An 18,226-nucleotide genomic window follows, 5' to 3' on the forward strand; every position below is an offset into this window, starting at 1 on the left:
CAAAAATAAAAAGAGTTAAGAAGTTACTAAGTTTTGGAGGTTTTGGTAAAAAGTCTCTAAAACTTAGTAACTTTGCAGCTTATAACGAAAAAAGAATGGCTAAAGTAGTATTAGAATGTTCGTTTTGTGGAAGAAAAAAGCCAGAAACTAATTTATTGATTGCTGGTATCAATGCACATATTTGTGATAAATGTATTGAACAAGCGCACGGAATTGTATTAGAAGAATTAAAATCAAGCGGAAGCGCGAAACTTGTTGGGGATTTAATTTTAAAGAAACCAAAAGAAATCAGAGCTTTCCTTGATCAATATGTAATTGGTCAGGACCAGACAAAAAAAGTAATGTCGGTTGCAGTTTACAATCACTACAAACGTTTAATGCAACAGCAGTTAGACGATGAAGTTGAGATTGAAAAAAGCAACATCATTATGGTAGGTCAAACCGGAACTGGAAAAACATTAGTTGCAAAAACAATTGCAAAAATGCTAGACGTTCCGTTGGCTATTGTTGATGCTACGGTATTGACAGAAGCAGGTTATGTAGGAGAAGATGTTGAAAGTATTTTAACTCGTTTGCTTCAAGCTGCTGATTATGATGTAACCAAAGCAGAAAGAGGAATCGTATTTATTGATGAGATTGATAAAATTGCACGTAAGAGCGATAATCCGTCAATAACGCGTGACGTTTCTGGTGAAGGTGTACAGCAGGCTTTATTGAAATTGCTAGAAGGAACTGTTGTTAACGTACCGCCAAAAGGTGGACGTAAACACCCAGACCAAAAGTTTGTTGAGGTAAATACTCAAAATATCTTGTTTATTGCAGGTGGTGCTTTTGATGGAGTAGAGCGTATTATTTCTAAACGTTTGAACCGTCAGGCAGTGGGTTATTCAACTTCAAAGAATGTTGACAATATCGACAAAGACAATTTATTGCAATATATCATCCCAAAAGATATTAAAGATTTCGGATTGATTCCGGAGATAATTGGGCGTTTGCCAGTTTTAACGCATATGGATCCTTTAGACAGAGAAACATTGCGTGCAATTTTGACACAGCCTAAAAATGCATTAGTAAAACAATATCAGAAATTATTTTTAATGGATGATGTTGAATTCAGTATTACTGATGAAGCTTTAGATTTTATTGTTGATAAAGCTCTAGAATACAAATTAGGCGCACGTGGATTGCGTTCGCTTTGTGAAGCAATTTTGACAGATGCAATGTACGAACTGCCAAGTTCTGATGATAAAGTTTTATCGATCGATAAAGATTATGCAGAACATACGTTAAGTAAAAACTTATTGAAGCGAATGGAAATTGCTTCGTAAAAAATGCGAAATAATTTTGTTAAAGTTTTAAACTTTGACAAAGTTCAATTATAGAACCTGTTCATTTATTTGAACAGGTTTTTTTATACTTTTTCAATTAGATTTTCGTTTCAGATTTTATGTAAATTGTAGACATGAAAAATATGATTTTTGTAATTGGCTTTGCTTTGCTTTTATCTTGTACCCAAAAAGATAATAAAGAAATAGTGATTTCTAAAAATGAAAATAAAGTTGAAATAATTGGAGAATCAAAGCCCCGAATAGAGGTCGATTACAGTAAATTTTATAAAGAGGCAAAAGCGTATACGCTTCAAAACAATTTAAATAAAGACAAATTTATTTTAATCGATTTGGGATTGCATTCCGGCTTAAAACGATTTTTTATTTATGATTTTAAAAAGAATGCAATTGTAAAATCCTGCATGGTTAGTCACGGCTGTGGTGATAATAGATGGGGCGCAACAACGACTAAAGAAAAAGCGCAGATTAGCAATGAGTTTGATTCGCATCGTTCTTCGGTGGGAAAGTATGTTGTATTAGACCGAGGCGTAAGTCAATGGGGAATCAAGGTAAATTACATTTTACAGGGAAAAGAGAAAACCAATTCGAATGCGAGAAACCGTGCGATAGTTTTACATTCCTGGGAAGCGGTTTCTGAAAATGAAGTTTATCCCGAAGGTACTCCTGAAGGCTGGGGCTGTCCGGCTGTTTCAAATGAAAGCATGAAAGAAATTGATGAACTTTTGAAAACAAATAAAAAAGTCCTGATGTGGGTTATTAAGTCCTAACTAACTGGTGTTTTGAAAATAAAATTTCTCGTTTAGCCCTGATCGAAACGGTATCCTTTTACTGCGGTCCCGAAGCCTCGGGACGCAGTAAAAGATATAGTGTAGAGCAGGACAAGTGGTCTTTTGAAAACGAAATTGCCTGCTCCTAAAAAAATTACTGCACTCTAAATTTCTCTCTATATTCAATAGGTTTCATGCCAACCATTTTATAAAACACTTTTCTAAATGCTTTTGGATCGTTATAACCGGTTTTTTCGATAATTTCTGAAATCGAAAGCTGGGTTTGTTCAAGATACTTTTTTGAACTTTCGACTCTTATATTTTGTAAATATTCGATTGGCGGAATTCCGGTTACTTGTTTAAAGCGGCGTGTCATGTTTCGGGCGCTTGTTGGAATATCTTTGGTGATTTCTTCCAGTTTTTCGATCGTATTATAATGGCTTTCTATTTTTTGTTGCAACATCGCCACTAAAGTGTCGTTGTGCAGATGATTGGGTCTGAAAGTGCTGAAATAACTTTGTTTATAGCGATTTAAATCGATCGAAAATATTTTGGCAATCTGAACAGCAATTTCGTTTCCGCAGTATTTCTGAACTAAAAGAATCAATAAATGAAATGTTGAGGTTGATCCGCCGCTGGTATATAAACTGCCGTCGGCAGTCAAGGTTTCTTCGGGTTTTAATTTTACTAACGGAAAAGCTTTTGTAAAAGCACTACAGGCGTCAACATGTGTAGTGGCCAATTTTTCGTTTAATAAACCTGACGCGGCAAACAAAAAAGCGCCTGTGCAAAAACTGGCTAATTCGGCTCCGGATTGATGCTGTTTTTTTAGCCACGGAATAAAATCTTTGTTTTTTGCGATCATTTCGCTCATATTATCTGTGGTAAAAGCGGGAATCAAAATCAGATCCAGATCGATATTTGAAGTTTCAATTGCATGAACATCATACCCAAATACCTGTTCATTAGTAATTTGGCCAGCCGATTGAAAAACCATAATATCAAAAGGTTTTTCAGATTCCTTGCTAAGTTTATTGGCTGTTTCAAAAACTTCTAAAATCGCAGCTATACTTAATAATTTGTAGTCGTGCGGTACAATTAAACCTGTTTTCTTGCTCATGATTTGTGGTATTTGAAAGATTAGCAATTTGACAAAAGTAAGTAAAATGTCTTAAATGACCCTAAAAATGACTTTTATTAGCATTTTTAAGTAATCTTAAAAAATTACATTTGTTTTAATTAATTTGTAATTTTATCAAGATGAAAACAAAAATCTTCTTAAATCTTCCTGTAAAAGATTTAAACAAGGCAGTGGCTTTTTATAATGAACTTGGCTTTTCGACCAATCCAAAATTCACAAATGAAAAAGGAGCTTGTCTGGTTATTGACGAAAATATATTTGTGATGCTTTTGGTTGAAGAGTTTTATCAAACCTTTACCAAAAAGCAAATTTGTGATGCTGCTACAACTAGTGAAGTACTTATTTCAATTTCTTTGGATTCTCGTCAACAAGTTGATGAAATGACCGAAAAAGCTGTTAAAGCTGGCGGGGTGGATTATATTCCAGCAAAAGATTATGGATGGATGTATCAAAGAACTTTTCTAGATGTTGACAACCATCACTGGGAAATTTTCCACATGGATGAAAGTCAGATTCCAGAAATGGGATAGTTTTTAATTAAATATTTAAAATATGATTACTGTCCAAAACACAATAGAAGCATCAATAGAGAAAGTTTGGGAATTTTGGACTTTACCAGAACATATTCAAAACTGGAACACAGCTATAGACAACTGGTATACACAATATGCTGAAAATGATTTGAAAGCTGGCGGGAAATTTAAATATAAAATGGCCCAAAAAGAGGGAGCCGCAAGTTTTGATTTTGAAGGAATCTATACTAAAATTGAAAGTCATTTATTAATAGAATACAAACTCACTGATAATAGAATAGGAAGCGTACATTTTGAAAAAATCGATAATAAAGTGAAAATTATCGAAGTTTTTGAACCCACAAAAGAAGATTCTGAAAGCATGCAGAAGCAATGGTGTCAAACGGTTATTGATAATTTTAAAGCGTACGTCGAAAATAATTAGGCGCTATTTTAAACTAAGAAAGAAATTCATAAAATAATTTTATAACAATGATAACAATAAAAAATACGGTAAAGGCATCTAAAGAGAAAGTTTGGGAATTTTGGAATAAACCGGAGCACATTACAAAATGGGCATTTGCATCTCCAGAATGGCATGCGCCTCGTGCAGAAAATGATTTAAAAGAAGGAGGAAAATTCACTACAACCATGGCAGCGAAAGATGGAAGTATGAGTTTTGATTTCTGGGGAGAATATACTTTGGTAAAAGAAAATGAAGCAATCAATTATACAATGGGAGATGGAAGAAAAGCTGAAATTATCTTTAAAGAAATTTCTGAAGGAGTCGAAATAATTGAAATTTTTGAACCAGAAACTCAAAATCCGGAAGAAATGCAACGCGGTGGATGGCAGGCAATTTTGGATAATTTTAAAAATTACGTTGAGAATAATTAGTTTCTTTTAGGTTCACATGTTCTAAGGTGCAGAGGGACAAAGGCTCAGTAAATCGTCAAACTGTGCTTGCATTGCTTACATGGTTTAAAAAATAATTGTTTCACAAAAAAAATAAAAAAATGACAAAACAAATATGGTTGAATTTGCCCGTTAAGAATATTGCAAAAGCGAAGGATTTTTTCTGGAAAATAGGTTTTTCGTTTAATGAACAGCACGATACGCCAAGTTCTACTTGTATGGTAGTTGGTGAAGGACATTTTGTTGTGATGCTTTTTGAAGAATCACTTTTTGCTACTTTTTCTCAAAACAGCATTACAGACACCAATTCAAGTTCTGAAGTATTGATTTCGATTGATGCTGAAAACCGAGAAGAAGTTGATGAATTAGCGAAAAAAGTGACTGAAGCCGGCGGAACTGTTTTTGCAGCACCAGAAGAAAGTCAAGGCTGGATGTATGGCTTTGGATTTGCTGATTTAGACGGACATCGCTGGAATGTTTTGTTTATGGATTTTAGTAAATTATCGTAATATGGAAACGTTAGAATTTAAAATTAGAATAAAAGCTCCAGCAACAAAAGTCTGGGAGGTTTTATGGAACGATGACACTTATAAAGAATGGACGGGCGCTTTTTGCGAAGGTTCGTATGCCATAAGTGATTGGAATGAGGGTGATAAAATCCATTTTATGTCGCCAAGCGGTGAAGGAATGAACAGCATTATCGAAAAGAAAATTCCAAATGAATACATGGCTTTTAAGCATGTTGGAGAGATTAAAGATTATAAAGAACTGCCTCTTGACGAAGAAACTAAAAAGTGGAGCGGTGCAATGGAAACGTATCGATTAACTGCAGACGATGAATTTGTCGATTTGACAACTCAAGTTGATGTAGTCGAAAAGTATATCGATTATTTTAAAGAAGCTTTTCCGAAAGGATTGGAAAAAGTGAAAGAATTGGCGGAAAAATAGAGTTAAAAGAACAAAGAATATAGAATATAGAGGGAAAACTTGTTTATTCTTAAAACCTTTTTAAAAAACAATAACAATTTATAATTAACAATTAATAAAAAAAATCATGGCAACAGTAAACCCTTATTTACTTTTTGACGGAAATTGCGAAGAAGCATTTCTGTTTTACAAATCCGTTTTTGGCGGGGAATTTCCATACATCGGAAAATTTAAAGAAATGCCCGTGGAAGAAGGATGTGATCAAGTTTCAGCAGAAGATGCAGAAAGAATTATGCACGTTTCATTACCAATTGGCAACACAGTTTTGATGGGAAGTGACAGTTCAACAAGATTTGGAAAACTTCCTATTGGCGACAATTTTTCAGTTTCGATTAATACAGAAAGCACAGAAGAAGCTGACCGAATTTATAATGGACTTTCAGTTGGAGGTAAAATCGAAATGCCTTTAGCTAAAACTTTTTGGGGTGCTTATTTCGGAATGTTCACAGATAAATTCGGTACAAAATGGATGGTAAACTTTGATGAAAACCAGCCAACAGGATAATTTTAAAGTTACGTTATTGTAATAGCGGAACATATTTGTTAAATTACTTGAAAAAGCACATGTTTATGTGCTTTTTCTTTTCAAAAAAACAAAGATTATTCTTTTTTATCAACGAGAGATTGCCGATTTTTGTCGCTTCAAAATCAATTAAGGAAAAATGGCAATAGAGGATAAAGAAATTATTTTATTAAAAGTTTCAGGACATGATAAAATAGGGGTTACGGCAGGTTTAACAGCTGTATTGGCGACATACGATGCTAATATTCTAGATATTGGCCAGGCCGATATTCACGATACACTTTCTTTAGGAATTTTATTCGAAATTGAAGCCGGTTCTTCTTCGGCGCCCGTTTTAAAAGACTTATTATTCAAAGCTTACGAATTAGAAATTAAAGTAAAATTTATTCCGATTTCTATTGAAGACTATGAAAAGTGGGTAAAATCACAATCAAAACAACGTTACATCATCAATATTTTAGGTGAAAAATTAGCGGCTTCTCAATTGGCTGCGGTGACTAAAATAATGTCAGATCAAAACCTGAATATTGATTCTATTATACGATTAACAGGCAGAACTTCTATCGTTGAAAAAGAAGAATTTCCGCGTTCATGTATCCAATTATCGGTTACTGGCGAAATTGTAAATAAAATTGGCATGACAGCTAATTTTATGGAAATTTCACGAACTTTAAATGTCGATATTTCATTTCAGGAAGATAATATTTACAGAAGAAACCGCCGTTTGGTTTGTTTCGATATGGATTCAACTTTGATCCAAACTGAAGTTATTGATGAATTGGCAGAATTAAATGGAGTAGGACCGCAAGTTCGAGCAATCACTGAATCTGCTATGAATGGTGAAATTGATTTCAACGAAAGTTTTAAACAGCGTATGGCTTTGCTGGAAGGTTTAAGCGAAGAAGTACTGCAAAACGTTGCTATCAATTTGCCAATCACGCAAGGTGCGCACCGCTTGATGAAGGCACTTAAATATTACGGATATAAAACAGCAATTCTTTCTGGAGGTTTCACTTATTTTGGAGAGTATCTTCAAAAAGAACTCGGAATCGATTATGTTCACGCTAATCAATTAGAAATTAAAGACGGTAAACTGACAGGAAAATATTTAGGTGATATCGTAGACGGACAAAAAAAGGCAGAACACCTAAAAGCAATCGCCGAAAAAGAAGGAATTCACATCAATCAAACTATTGCAGTGGGTGACGGAGCAAACGATTTGCCAATGCTAAACTTAGCCGGCTTAGGAATCGCTTTCCACGCAAAACCAAAAGTGAAAGAAAGTGCTTCAACGTCAATCTCTAGTTTAGGTCTTGATGGTGTTTTGTATCTTTTAGGATATCACGATCGATATATTGATATGATGTAATCAGTGAGTGTTTACAACGTTTTGTCATTTCGACTAAGGAGAAATCTCCGCAAGTAGCTCGACAATCAAAATAAAAATAAACAAACCTCAATCTTTACAATAAAAGGTTGAGGTTTTTTATATGGGCATGCCCCTCCGGGTCGGGCTACCCGTTTCAATCTTTTGTGCCGAACCCCGGCACAAAAGGATTTCCACTTCTATCCCTCATGCGGTTTAGTGGAATCACAGTTTTTAATAATTTTATATATATTAAAATTTTGGCTAGTGCGAGCGTCACGCTCGTACCCGCAAAGAAAATAATTTTGAAGTTGATTGTGCTCACGAGCTGGACGCTCGCGCTAGCGGAGCTATCATTTATTTAACATATTTTGATTTAAAATATTTAATTATTTTTAAACCGAGAGTGTTAGTTTTAAAATAATCATCAGAGTATTCATTTTTTTCTATTAAATTATATTTTATCAAAATACCTAAAGCTCTTTTGAAATGCTGAGGGAAAATTAATTTTTTCATTATTTCATCAGAACTGACAGTAGCATTGTTTAATTCATCTATAAGTGAAATTAATTCAATAAAAGTAGATTTTTCTTCATTACCAAGTTTATTTACATCTTTAAAAAATTCTTTAGCAGTTTTTTCATATTCGGAATTTTGAATTTGTTTGCTGTCAAGGTATTCGATGTTTTCACTTCTTATTTGACTAATTAAAGAATTATTGGTAGCAATTAATTCATCTTTTTCTAGAATTAATTGATCGATTTTATTTTGCAATTGTTGTAGACTTTGTTTTCCTGTTAATTGTTGTTGGATGTTGAAATTATGATTTGCATTCTCGATTTCTTCTTCTCTTGTAATTTTATTATTATATCTTTTGAAAAATTGCAATATTTTATTAATTAAAACTTGAATGAAAGGAAATAAAATAGAATATAAAGTTGCAATAAAAATTGGCTTCCAAATTCTTTCAAAATTTACTGTAAAGAAATTGTTTTTTACATACTCTATTTTATTAAGGGCATTATCTTTTTCAAAAGCTAAATAAAAAAGTATATCCCAATTGTATAAAAATAATACTACCGAATATGTTATAATTATAGGTAATCTAAGTTTATTTTTAAATTCATTATTAATGTTTTTAATACTTGTTTTTACACTTTCAATTTCTTCAATCATAATTTAATTCATAAATTTTAATTCATAAATTTTATTTCTACATCTCCTTCAACTGCTCCAAATAATCCCTCTGATTAGAAAGTCTAGGAATCTTATGCTGTCCGCCTAATTTATCACGTTCCTTCAACCAATCATAAAATAAATTCTCACGCGCAACATTAATCACCAAAGGATTTAAAGTCATATTGTTGTAACGCTTGGCTTCATAATCAGAATTTAAAGTTTGTAGCGTTTCGTCTAAAACTTTTTGGAAAAGACCAACATCAGCAGGTTTTTTCTTGAATTCGATCATCCATTCGTGTGCACCTTTTTCTTTGTCATGCATAAAAATAGGAGCGACTGTATAATCGATAACTTCGGTTTGTGTTACTTGACACGCTTTGGCAATTGCTTGATCAGTGTTTTCGACCATTAATTCTTCTCCAAAAACATTAATATGATGTTTGGTTCTTCCCGTAACTCTAATTCGGTACGGATTTAAAGAAGTAAAGCGAACTGTGTCGCCAATTAAATAGCGCCACAAACCAGAATTGGTTGTAATAACAATTGCGTAATTTTTGTTCAATTCGACATCAGCAAGACGAATCGCTTTTTGGTTTGGAGTTCCAAAAGTTTCCATCGGAATAAATTCATAGAAAATTCCGTAATCCAGCATCAGCAATAAATCGTTCGAATTATTCAAATCTTGAATGGCAAAAAAGCCTTCAGAAGCATTGTAAATTTCGTAGTATTTAAAGTCCTTGCTTGGTAAAATTTTCTTGTATTGTTCTTTATAAGGAGAAAAACTCACGCCTCCATGAAAGTAAACTTCGAGATTTGGCCAAAGTTCAAGTAAATTTTGATTGCCTGTATTTTCTAAAACTTTATTCATTAAAACCAGCATCCACGAAGGAACTCCGGCAAAACTGGTTACATTTTCGTTTTTAGTTTCATTTATAATCGCCGCAATTTTGGTTTCCCATTCACTCATCAGCGAAGTTTTACTGCTTGGCGTACTGCTGAATTCGGCCCAAATTGGCATGTTTTCAATTAAAATAGCCGATAAATCACCGAAAAAAGTATTGTTGTTTTCGTAAATCTGAGAACTTCCGCCTAAGCGTAAACTCTTTCCAAGGAACAACTCAGAATCTTCATTGTTATTCAAGTACAAACACAGTAAATCTTTGCTTCCTTTATAGTGACAATCTTCTAAAGCTTCATTACTTACAGGGATAAATTTACTTTTAGCATTTGTTGTACCGCTCGATTTAGCAAACCATTTTATAGGAGTTTCCCAAAAAACATTTTGCTCACCCTGGCGTGTGCGTTCGATCAAAGGCTGTAATTCTTCATATGTTGAAATCGGCACTCTTTCTGTAAATGTCTGATAGGAACTTACAGATGCAAAATCATATTTTTTCCCCACTATAGTATTTTCTGATGCAGTCAATAAATTATGCAGCAGTTCTTCTTGGACTTCATTCGGATATTTTAGAAAAAGCTCTATTTGGTGTATCCTTTGTTTGAGGACCCAAGATGCGAAAGAGTTAATGATAGATACAGGCATGAGTGATTTTTAGATTTTTTAGATTGCTGATTTTAAATTTTAGATCTTTCGTGTTGCGTAAAATCAAGAAATTTAAAATTTGAATATCAATAGACAAATACTAACTTTGTCATCTTATCAAAAATAGTATTTTTTTGTAAAAAAAACCATTCTAAATGGAGTAAAGATTCTAATTTAATGGAATTAGAGGCTAAATTCAATACTCAGAGAGGTAAAATAAAAATCAGCAATCTTCAATCTAAAATACAATGACTTATCAAGGCGTACTTACAAAAATGCAGACAGAAATTGGAAATCCAATTCAATATTATTTGGTTTTCGAAGATAGCTTCTTAAGTATGAATCAGTTATTGGACAAAGAGATTGAGATAAATTTTGTTGGTTTCCAATGTTTGAATTGCGGTAAAAAGAAAAAAATATACAGACAAGGTTTCTGTTACGATTGTTTTTATTCAAGTGCTGCGGTTGGTGACTGGATTATGCGACCAGAATTGAGTACAGCTCATTTAGGAATTGCAGATCGTGATTTAGAATATGAATCGCAGGTGCAATTACAGCCTCATATTGTGTATTTGGCTTTTTCAACTGAAGTAAAAGTAGGGGTAACAAGAAAAACACAAGTCCCAACAAGATGGATTGATCAAGGCGCAACGCAGGCAATTTCTATTGTTGAGGTTCCAAACAGATATTTAGCCGGGATTACTGAGGTCGCTCTAAAAGACCATTATACAGATAAAACCAACTGGCGAAAAATGCTTCAGAGTACTACAGAAACGTGTGATTTAATTCTTGAAAAATCAAAAGTTGAAAGCTTAATTCCTGCTGAAGTAAAGGATTATTTTTACAGTCAAAAGAATGATGTTTACGAATTAAATTATCCGGTTTTAAGTTATCCTGCAAAAATCAATAGTCTGAATTTAGATAAAACACCTTCTTTTCAAGGTAAATTAGTTGGAATTAAAGGACAATATTTATTGTTTGAAAACGGAACCGTTTTTAACATTCGCGGGTCAGAAGGTTATGTTGTTACCATAAACGTCTAGTATAAACAGCGTTTCGTCTATTCATTTTCAGCATCTGTATAAAATTACCAAATAGGTAATGTAATCATTGTATTTTCGGCGTTTTTAAGAATAGAGGATGTGAATTTTGTTAAATTGCTTTACAATTATGTAATGTTTACTTATTCAAAGATTTTACTTTTAAGAAAAAATTAACTTATATTTGATTTGTTCAATGCCACTGACAAATTAATAAAGTAGAAACTTTTTTAATTCTAAAAACAAAAATGAATGAGTAACGTAAAGAAAGTTAACGCGCTCAGACGCAATATAATGCGCGGTTTAACCAAGAATATTGGCCGTTCTGTTCTGCAGAAGAGCGGGCAGATCGACAAAAATGAAATCAAAAAAGTACTTATTTCCAGACCTAATAAAAGGTTAGGGAATTTACTTTTAATTACACCGCTTATTCAGGAAGTCACTGATACATTTCCAAATTGTAAAATTGATTTGTTTGTAAAAGGAGGACTTGCTCCAATAGTTTTTGAAAACTACAAAAACATTGATAAAATAATAGAACTGCCTAAAAAGCCTTTCAATGAATTAATCAAATATTTGAAAGTTTGGACATTGATCAGAAAACAAAATTATGATGTTGTTGTCAATGTCGATCAAAATTCGTCGTCTGGCCGTCTAGCAGTAAAATTTTCAAGTGCAAAAGTTAAAATCTTTGGAGATCTTCCGGAAAATGTAGAATTGCCTTATGATGATTATGATCATATTGCAAAATATCCAGTTTATAATTTTAGATATGCTTTAAGCCAATTTGGTGTTGAAGATAAAAAAGAACCAGTGGCATTAATAGATTTAAAATTATCGTCTGATGAAATTGCAAAAGGAAAAGCAATTTTGAATGGAATCGTCGATGAAAATAAAAAATCGATTGCCATATTTACTTTTGCAACCGGAGAAAAATGTTATCAAGTAGAATGGTGGGAAGAGTTTTATGCCGCTCTAAAAAAAGAGTATGCTTCAGACTATAATATTTTTGAAATTTTGCCAGTCGAAAATGTTTCTCAAATAAATTTTCAGGCACCTTCATTTTACAGTAAAGATGTTCGCGAAATTGGTTCAGTTATGGCAAATTCTGCGATTTTTATAGGAGCAGACAGCGGTATTATGCATTTAGCAAGCGCTTCAAAGGTGCCAACAGTAGGTTTGTTCTCGGGAGCGAATATTAAAAAATACGAACCATACGGAAACAACAGTCTTGCTGTTGATACGAATACAAATTCAATTCCTGATTTTATCCGAATAATCAATTCGATTTTAAATAAATAAGATTAAAATCTGCTATAAATTAAAAAAGCCTGTTCTATTAATAAGAACAGGCTTTTTTTATGAAGTCAATTTGACTTAGTTTTTCTTCTTAAATAATCCATTCAGCAAGTCACTTGCTTTTTTGGTTACTTCTTGAGTTTTTTGCTCTTTTTCTGTTTTTGCAGCTTGAGTTGTATCTTTTGCCTTTGTGTTTTTGTTGATCAAATCAGTTAAAGCAGAAGCTCCTTTCTGCGTTAATTTTTCTTTTTGCTGATTCGCTACTTGTGAAGCTAAACTGCTTACAGCCGCTTTCATATCAGTGCTGATTTTTGGGGTTGAAAAATTACCCGTAATTAAGGCATTAATTGGAATGTTTTCCAGTTTTGCAGCATCGGCAGGAGACATTTTTGCAATAAAAGCATTTGCTTCGCTTCCTAGATATTTAGCCGGAACGTCAAATTTCAAGTTATAATTCATAGTTTGGTCAAAACCGTGCGTTCCACCAACTGTAACTTTAATGTCTTGGTATTTAATGTCAAAAGGTTTAACGTTTACTTTTCCGTTGTCAAAAGTCAAAGCAGCCTTAATATCATTTAAATTCACTTTGTTTACGTCAAAGAACTTAATGTTTGAACTAAGAGAATTTAGTAAAGTTGAGTTCTTGGCATTTACAGTTGTCGAAAGCAATTGTCCAATTAAATCACCCGAAATAGATTTTAAATCCGGAGTCAATTCATTTGCATCCAGATTTCCATTTAATTTGATAGTCGAATTTAATTTACCATTAATGATTCCTGCTATTGGAGCAATCTTTTTCATCATGTCTAATTGCGTAAAAGTTTGAGCAATATCAACTTGATTGAAACCTAAATTCATATCAAAAGTTGGAACCTTTTCTTTTGTTGAAACGGCTCCGGTCAAACCGATTGTTCCTCCAAAAATCGATGTTTTAAAGTTTTCTAAAAGTGCTTTTTCATCTTTAATAATCAATTTTCCAGAAACATCTTTCAGTTTTAAATTGTCATATAAAACAGTATTCGCTTTTGCATTTAGCGTACAGTTTAAGAAAGCTGGAATTTTCATTGCTTCAGCTGGTTTTGCTGCAGTTTTTGTTTCTTCTTTTGCAGGTTCGCCGGCTGTCATAAAATCATCAACCGCTAACTGATTTGAACTCATATTGAAGTTTCCTCTTAATTCCTGTTTTTTGAACATGAAACCATAGAAATTTTCTAAAACTCCGTTAATAGCAATATCACTTTTTCCGGTAGTAGCATTAAATTGCTTTAAGTTGATTTTACTCGGATTAAATTCAACCTGCGCAATGCTGATGCTCATCGATTTATTGTTTTCATCAGTATATTTAAATCCTGACAAACTCATTGTTCCTGCATTTTTAATGTTCTGATATTGACTTTTTTCTACAGAAGCCATATCAAAATTCGTTGTAACATCAGCTTTTAAAATACCAGCAAGCGGTTTATCCATTTTAATTGGATATGCTTTTGAAAGATTAGCCAAATTGATAGTTCCTTTTAAAGCCGCATCAACAATTGGGTTTACGGTAATATTTTTAATATTCGCTTTAGCGCTGAAAACGTCTTGATCAATTTTAAAAGTCAGTTTATCTAAATTGACGTAAGTATCATTTAGTATTCCGGTTTCGTTGATGATTTTTGTATCAATTACAATGTTTTGAACTGATTTTGGTAAGTTCGGATATTGAAATGAACCGTTGTTTGAAGCAATTGCAATATTGAATTTTGGTACTGTTGTGTCTGTTAATTCTCCTTTTGCAAAACCTGTAACGGTGAAATCTCCTGTTGTTTTTACGCCATCTAAACTTGATGCATAAGCTGAAGGAATTAAGCCTAAGAAGTTTGTAAATGACGAAGTTGGAGTTTTAAACTTTAAATCATAAATCTGAGCTTTGTCTGTCATTTGAATGAATCCGTCAAACTCCAAAGGCAGTTGATTGATCAAAGCTTTATTTTCTTTAAACGTATATTTGCTCTTATCAAGATCAATTCCTAAAACAGCATCTAAAGTCAGTTTTACATTTTTCATGTAATTAACTTTATCCATATCCAGCGATATTTTTGCTGTTGATTTTGTCGTTAAATCTAATTTTGAATTGGTAAAATCTCCTGTTCCTTCGTGGTTCAGGCTGTCAATTACCATTTTAATTTTAGAACCTTGATCAATATATCTGAAGGTGAAATTTTCGATTTTATAATTTTGGATTTTTAACGAAAGCGGTTTGCTGTTATCATCTTTGGTTTCTTCTTTTTTGTCTTTTAAAGCAATATCAAAGTTTCCAACGCCGTCTTTATTAAAAATAATGTTGATCAAACCATTTTCTGAAGTAATTCCTTGAATATTTAAAGGTTCATCTTTTCCTTTAAAAAGCTCTTTAATACTCATTTTCAGGTTCAATTGCCCTAATGAAACTAAAGTATCGCCTTCAAACGGCGCTTTGTTGATAATTACCAGTTTTTCGATTCCAACTGCAGCATTTGGGAAATTTCGGAACAAGCTTAAATCGGCATCAGCAAAACTTACTTTTGCATCAACACTTTCGTTGATAGCATCCGCTATTTTTGCTTTAATCTGGTCTTTAAAGAAGTACGGAATGGCAAATAATGCGGCCACAAGAACCACAATGACAATGGCGGTTATTTTTAAAATTTTCTTTAACATATTTATAGATTTGAGGGTTTACTTAAAAATCGACTTCTGCAAAAATAACTTTTTTTACCACAGTTCGCAGATAAAATTTTCTTAAAAATGTAAGAAATGTATTAATTTTAAACAAAAAAAATCCGTTTGGAAAATTTCAAACGGATTTGGTTTTTGCTGTTATATTTATTTTTTGATAAAAGAAATAATTTTATTTGTCAAGTCTTCTGAAATAGGAAGACTTTCATTGTTGTAGCTTTCAAAATTGGCCTTGTTATCGCCGTCAATAATTTTTAAAACGTGATTCATTTTATCAACGATGACCAATTCAGCATTTTTGCTGGCTTTTGATAAGCTTTCAGCATCTGAAACATTTACCTGTAAATCTTTATTTCCTTGAATTATTAAAATTGGAACCGCTAGTTTCTTTATTTCTGTCTGTGGATCATATTTAAACCAGGAAATCAAATAAGGCTGAATGCTTGCTCTGAAAAGCGAATTTAAAAGCGGGTCAACTTTCTTCACTTTATTGCCACTTTTTAAACTGTCAATGATCGGAAAGGTCATTTCTTCAATCTGTTTGTTTGATTTTGACGAAATCTGCTCTTTTAAAAGTTTGTCTGCCGATTCGCCTGCGCCTGCTATCGAAACAAATTTGTTTGCTTTTGCTCCAGCAATCATTCCGATTAAGGATCCTTCACTATGTCCAATAATTGTTATTTGAGAGAAACGTTTGTCCTGTTTTAAAAAGTTAATCCAGCTTTTAGCATCTTCGGTATAATTTTCAAAAACTAAACTTGTTTCATCAGCACCTGATGATTTGCTTTCGCCAATTCCTCTTTTGTCATATCGTAGTGATGCAATTCCATTTTTTGCCAATGCTTCAGCAAGCATTTTCAATGAATTGTTTTTCATCATCGGATTATTTCCGTTTCTGTCTGTTGGTCCTGAACCTGCAATTATTAATGCGACCGGACATTTTTTGGTAACATCAGGAACAGTAAGTGTTCCATAAAGCTGATCAATGTTGATCTTTAAAGTAACATTTGTTTCTTTAAATGTATCTTGTTTTGCGTTTTGAGCATTTACAGCCGACAGGGATAAAATACTCAAAAACAAAAATATCTTTTTCATTTTTTTTAGCATTGAATTACTTAATATTAATTCCAAAAGGCATCATAGCTTGAACTCCTTTTTGTTTTTGAAGCTTTTTAACCTGCTCGATCAACAAATAGTTTTCTTCACCAATTTCTTCTTTTATGAAAGCTTCTTTAGATTGTGCAAAAGGCATTTTTGATAAAATATCGCTAAATGTTTTTTCGTATTCAGGATAATTTTGAGTACTGTATGTTTTTATTTTGGCCATTTTCGCGGCTTCGGCAATTGCATCATTTAATCCACCGATTTTATCTACTAAACCAATTTTTAAAGCTTCAGTTCCAGACCAAACTCTTCCTTGTGCAATGGCATCCACTTGTGCAAATGTCATTTTTCTTCCTTCTGCAACATGTGTTACAAAAGTCTTGTAGATCTGTTCAACACCTTCTAAAGTAAAAGCTTTAAACTTTTCGTCGACTGGAACAAACGGACTGTAATTTGCTGAGTTTTCGTGTGTTTTTACTTGTTCAGTATTAATTCCTAATTTATTGGCTAACGGACTGAAATTTGGCAATATGCCGAAAACTCCAATAGAACCCGTAATTGTATTGCTTTCAGCGAAAATTTTATTAGCGTTGCAGGCAATATAATAACCTCCAGATGCTGCATAATTCCCCATCGAAACTACTACAGGTTTTACTTTTTTAGTCACTTCGATTTCTCTCCAAATCAAATCTGAAGTTAAAGCACTTCCGCCTGGACTGTCAATTCTTAAAACAATTGCTTTTACATCATCATCTTTTCGAGCTTCCTGAAGCGCGCGGCGCATTGAACCTTCACCAATAACCGTTACATCACCTTCACCGCTTTCAATTTCGCCTTGAGCGTAAATAATTGCAATTTGATCCGTTTCGATAATTGTCGATGCCGTCGTTACATTGTTTTGTGTATAATCATCAATTGATATTTTATTGTAATCGTCGTCGCCCGTTACTTTTAATGCTTTTTTGATTGCATTGTGATACACATCTTCATAAGCAACAATGTCAACTAAGCCATTGGCTTTTGCCATTTCTGGCGTTCTTGCCAATAAACCATTTGCAATTTCATTTAATCTTGGAAGCGGAATATTTCGGCTTTTTGAAATATCAGCAGAAACAGTTGCCCAGATTGAGTTTAGCAGCGCAGTAACTTGTTCTCTGTTAGCATCGCTCATTTTATTTTCTAAAAATGGTTCAACGGCGCTTTTGTATTTTCCATGACGAATAACTTCCATGTGAATGCCTGATTTGTCTTGGAAATCTTTGAAAAACATTACTTCAGATGAAAGACCTTTAAAGTCTAAATCGCCCGCTGGATTTAGATAAACAGTATTGGCAACAGAATTTAAATAATATTCTTTCTGCGAATAAGTATTGGCGTAAGCCCAAACAAATTTTCCAGATTTTTTAAAGCTTTCAAGAGCATTTCGTAAATCTTTATATTGAGCAAGTCCTAAAGACGATTCATCATTTAAAATGGAAATTCCTTTGATGTTGTCATCCGTTTTTGCAGCTTCGATAGCGTTGATAACATCCGTCAGGCCAATTCCTTTTTGTTCTGAAAAAACAGTTACCCAAGGATCTTTATATTTTCCAGCGTAATCATTTTTGATATCTTTTAAATTCAATTCAATAACCGAATCTTTTTTTACAGAAACGGTATCTTCTCCTCCAAAAATAGCCCCAATAAGGATTACTCCGAAAAAGAATAACATGATAAATACAAAAATACCAATCACTGTGGCAATTACATTTCCTAAAAACTTCATAATGTATATTTTTTTAATAAGTAGCTGCAAAGGCTCCTT

The 18,226-nt window shown here is 33.1% G+C and carries 17 protein-coding genes; 11 read left to right on the forward strand and 6 right to left on the reverse strand.

Annotated elements, in window-relative coordinates:
* Positions 1-95: 95 nt before the first annotated feature.
* Positions 96-1,328, forward strand: coding sequence for an ATP-dependent Clp protease ATP-binding subunit ClpX (clpX, locus tag GKZ88_RS11520; RefSeq protein WP_155102529.1), 1,233 nt, complete (start codon positions 96-98; stop codon positions 1,326-1,328).
* A 134-nt stretch (positions 1,329-1,462) separates the two neighbouring features.
* The gene (locus GKZ88_RS11525; protein WP_155102530.1) at positions 1,463-2,116 is read left to right on the forward strand and encodes a murein L,D-transpeptidase catalytic domain-containing protein; all 654 of its coding nucleotides are present in this window, start codon (positions 1,463-1,465) and stop codon (positions 2,114-2,116) included.
* Positions 2,117-2,270: 154 nt separating this feature from the next.
* On the opposite strand, the gene GKZ88_RS11530 is transcribed toward GKZ88_RS11525, so the two are convergent.
* Entirely contained in the window at positions 2,271-3,236 is a 966-nt protein-coding gene (locus GKZ88_RS11530; RefSeq protein WP_155102531.1) for a helix-turn-helix domain-containing protein, read from the reverse strand.
* A gap of 140 nt (positions 3,237-3,376) precedes the next feature.
* On the opposite strand from GKZ88_RS11530, the gene GKZ88_RS11535 reads away from it, so the two are divergent.
* The 7 genes from GKZ88_RS11535 (at position 3,377) to serB (ending at position 7,563) form a co-directional block, all read left to right on the forward strand.
* Positions 3,377-3,787, forward strand: a complete 411-nt coding sequence (locus GKZ88_RS11535; RefSeq protein ID WP_155102532.1) for a VOC family protein — start codon at positions 3,377-3,379, stop codon at positions 3,785-3,787.
* A 22-nt stretch (positions 3,788-3,809) separates the two neighbouring features.
* Positions 3,810-4,214 carry an SRPBCC domain-containing protein gene (locus GKZ88_RS11540; protein WP_155102533.1) on the forward strand — a complete coding sequence of 135 codons (405 nt, stop codon included), beginning with the start codon at positions 3,810-3,812 and terminating at the stop codon, positions 4,212-4,214.
* A 47-nt stretch (positions 4,215-4,261) separates the two neighbouring features.
* Complete coding sequence (locus GKZ88_RS11545; protein WP_155102534.1) at positions 4,262-4,666, forward strand: SRPBCC family protein; 405 nt, start codon at positions 4,262-4,264, stop codon at positions 4,664-4,666.
* Positions 4,667-4,785: 119 nt separating this feature from the next.
* Positions 4,786-5,193 carry a VOC family protein gene (locus GKZ88_RS11550; protein WP_155102535.1) on the forward strand — a complete coding sequence of 136 codons (408 nt, stop codon included), beginning with the start codon at positions 4,786-4,788 and terminating at the stop codon, positions 5,191-5,193.
* Between the two features lies 1 nt (position 5,194).
* Complete coding sequence (locus tag GKZ88_RS11555) at positions 5,195-5,632, forward strand: SRPBCC domain-containing protein (protein WP_155102536.1); 438 nt, start codon at positions 5,195-5,197, stop codon at positions 5,630-5,632.
* A 106-nt stretch (positions 5,633-5,738) separates the two neighbouring features.
* Positions 5,739-6,176, forward strand: coding sequence for a VOC family protein (locus GKZ88_RS11560; protein WP_155102537.1), 438 nt, complete (start codon positions 5,739-5,741; stop codon positions 6,174-6,176).
* Between the two features lie 157 nt (positions 6,177-6,333).
* Complete coding sequence (serB, locus tag GKZ88_RS11565) at positions 6,334-7,563, forward strand: phosphoserine phosphatase SerB (RefSeq protein ID WP_155102538.1); 1,230 nt, start codon at positions 6,334-6,336, stop codon at positions 7,561-7,563.
* A 354-nt stretch (positions 7,564-7,917) separates the two neighbouring features.
* Here serB and GKZ88_RS11570 read toward each other — a convergent pair whose 3' ends face one another.
* Positions 7,918-8,736: a hypothetical protein gene (locus tag GKZ88_RS11570; RefSeq protein ID WP_155102539.1), complete on the reverse strand. Its 819-nt coding sequence runs from the start codon at positions 8,734-8,736 to the stop codon at positions 7,918-7,920.
* Positions 8,737-8,773: 37 nt separating this feature from the next.
* Positions 8,774-10,282, reverse strand: coding sequence for a GH3 auxin-responsive promoter family protein (locus tag GKZ88_RS11575; RefSeq protein WP_155102540.1), 1,509 nt, complete (start codon positions 10,280-10,282; stop codon positions 8,774-8,776).
* Between the two features lie 248 nt (positions 10,283-10,530).
* Between GKZ88_RS11575 and GKZ88_RS11580 the strand changes: the two genes are divergently transcribed.
* Both GKZ88_RS11580 and GKZ88_RS11585 read left to right on the forward strand, forming a co-directional pair.
* A complete protein-coding gene (locus tag GKZ88_RS11580; protein WP_155102541.1) occupies positions 10,531-11,325 on the forward strand; it encodes a DUF2797 domain-containing protein in 795 nt (264 codons plus the stop codon).
* 249 nt (positions 11,326-11,574) lie between these two features.
* Positions 11,575-12,624 (forward strand): glycosyltransferase family 9 protein, encoded by a 1,050-nt coding sequence (locus GKZ88_RS11585; protein ID WP_155102542.1) that lies wholly within the window; start codon positions 11,575-11,577, stop codon positions 12,622-12,624.
* Between the two features lie 75 nt (positions 12,625-12,699).
* Here the strand turns inward: GKZ88_RS11585 and GKZ88_RS11590 are convergent, their stop codons facing one another.
* The 3 genes from GKZ88_RS11590 to sppA all read right to left on the reverse strand — a co-directional run bounded on the left by GKZ88_RS11590 (position 12,700) and on the right by sppA (position 18,187).
* Positions 12,700-15,300: an AsmA-like C-terminal region-containing protein gene (locus tag GKZ88_RS11590; RefSeq protein WP_155102543.1), complete on the reverse strand. Its 2,601-nt coding sequence runs from the start codon at positions 15,298-15,300 to the stop codon at positions 12,700-12,702.
* A gap of 165 nt (positions 15,301-15,465) precedes the next feature.
* Positions 15,466-16,413 (reverse strand): alpha/beta fold hydrolase, encoded by a 948-nt coding sequence (locus tag GKZ88_RS11595; protein WP_155102544.1) that lies wholly within the window; start codon positions 16,411-16,413, stop codon positions 15,466-15,468.
* A gap of 16 nt (positions 16,414-16,429) precedes the next feature.
* Positions 16,430-18,187 (reverse strand): signal peptide peptidase SppA, encoded by a 1,758-nt coding sequence (gene sppA, locus GKZ88_RS11600; RefSeq protein WP_155102545.1) that lies wholly within the window; start codon positions 18,185-18,187, stop codon positions 16,430-16,432.
* Between the last annotated feature and the right edge of the window lie 39 nt (positions 18,188-18,226).

Source organism: Flavobacterium sp. LC2016-01, assembly GCF_009711135.1.
Taxonomy (GTDB): domain Bacteria; phylum Bacteroidota; class Bacteroidia; order Flavobacteriales; family Flavobacteriaceae; genus Flavobacterium.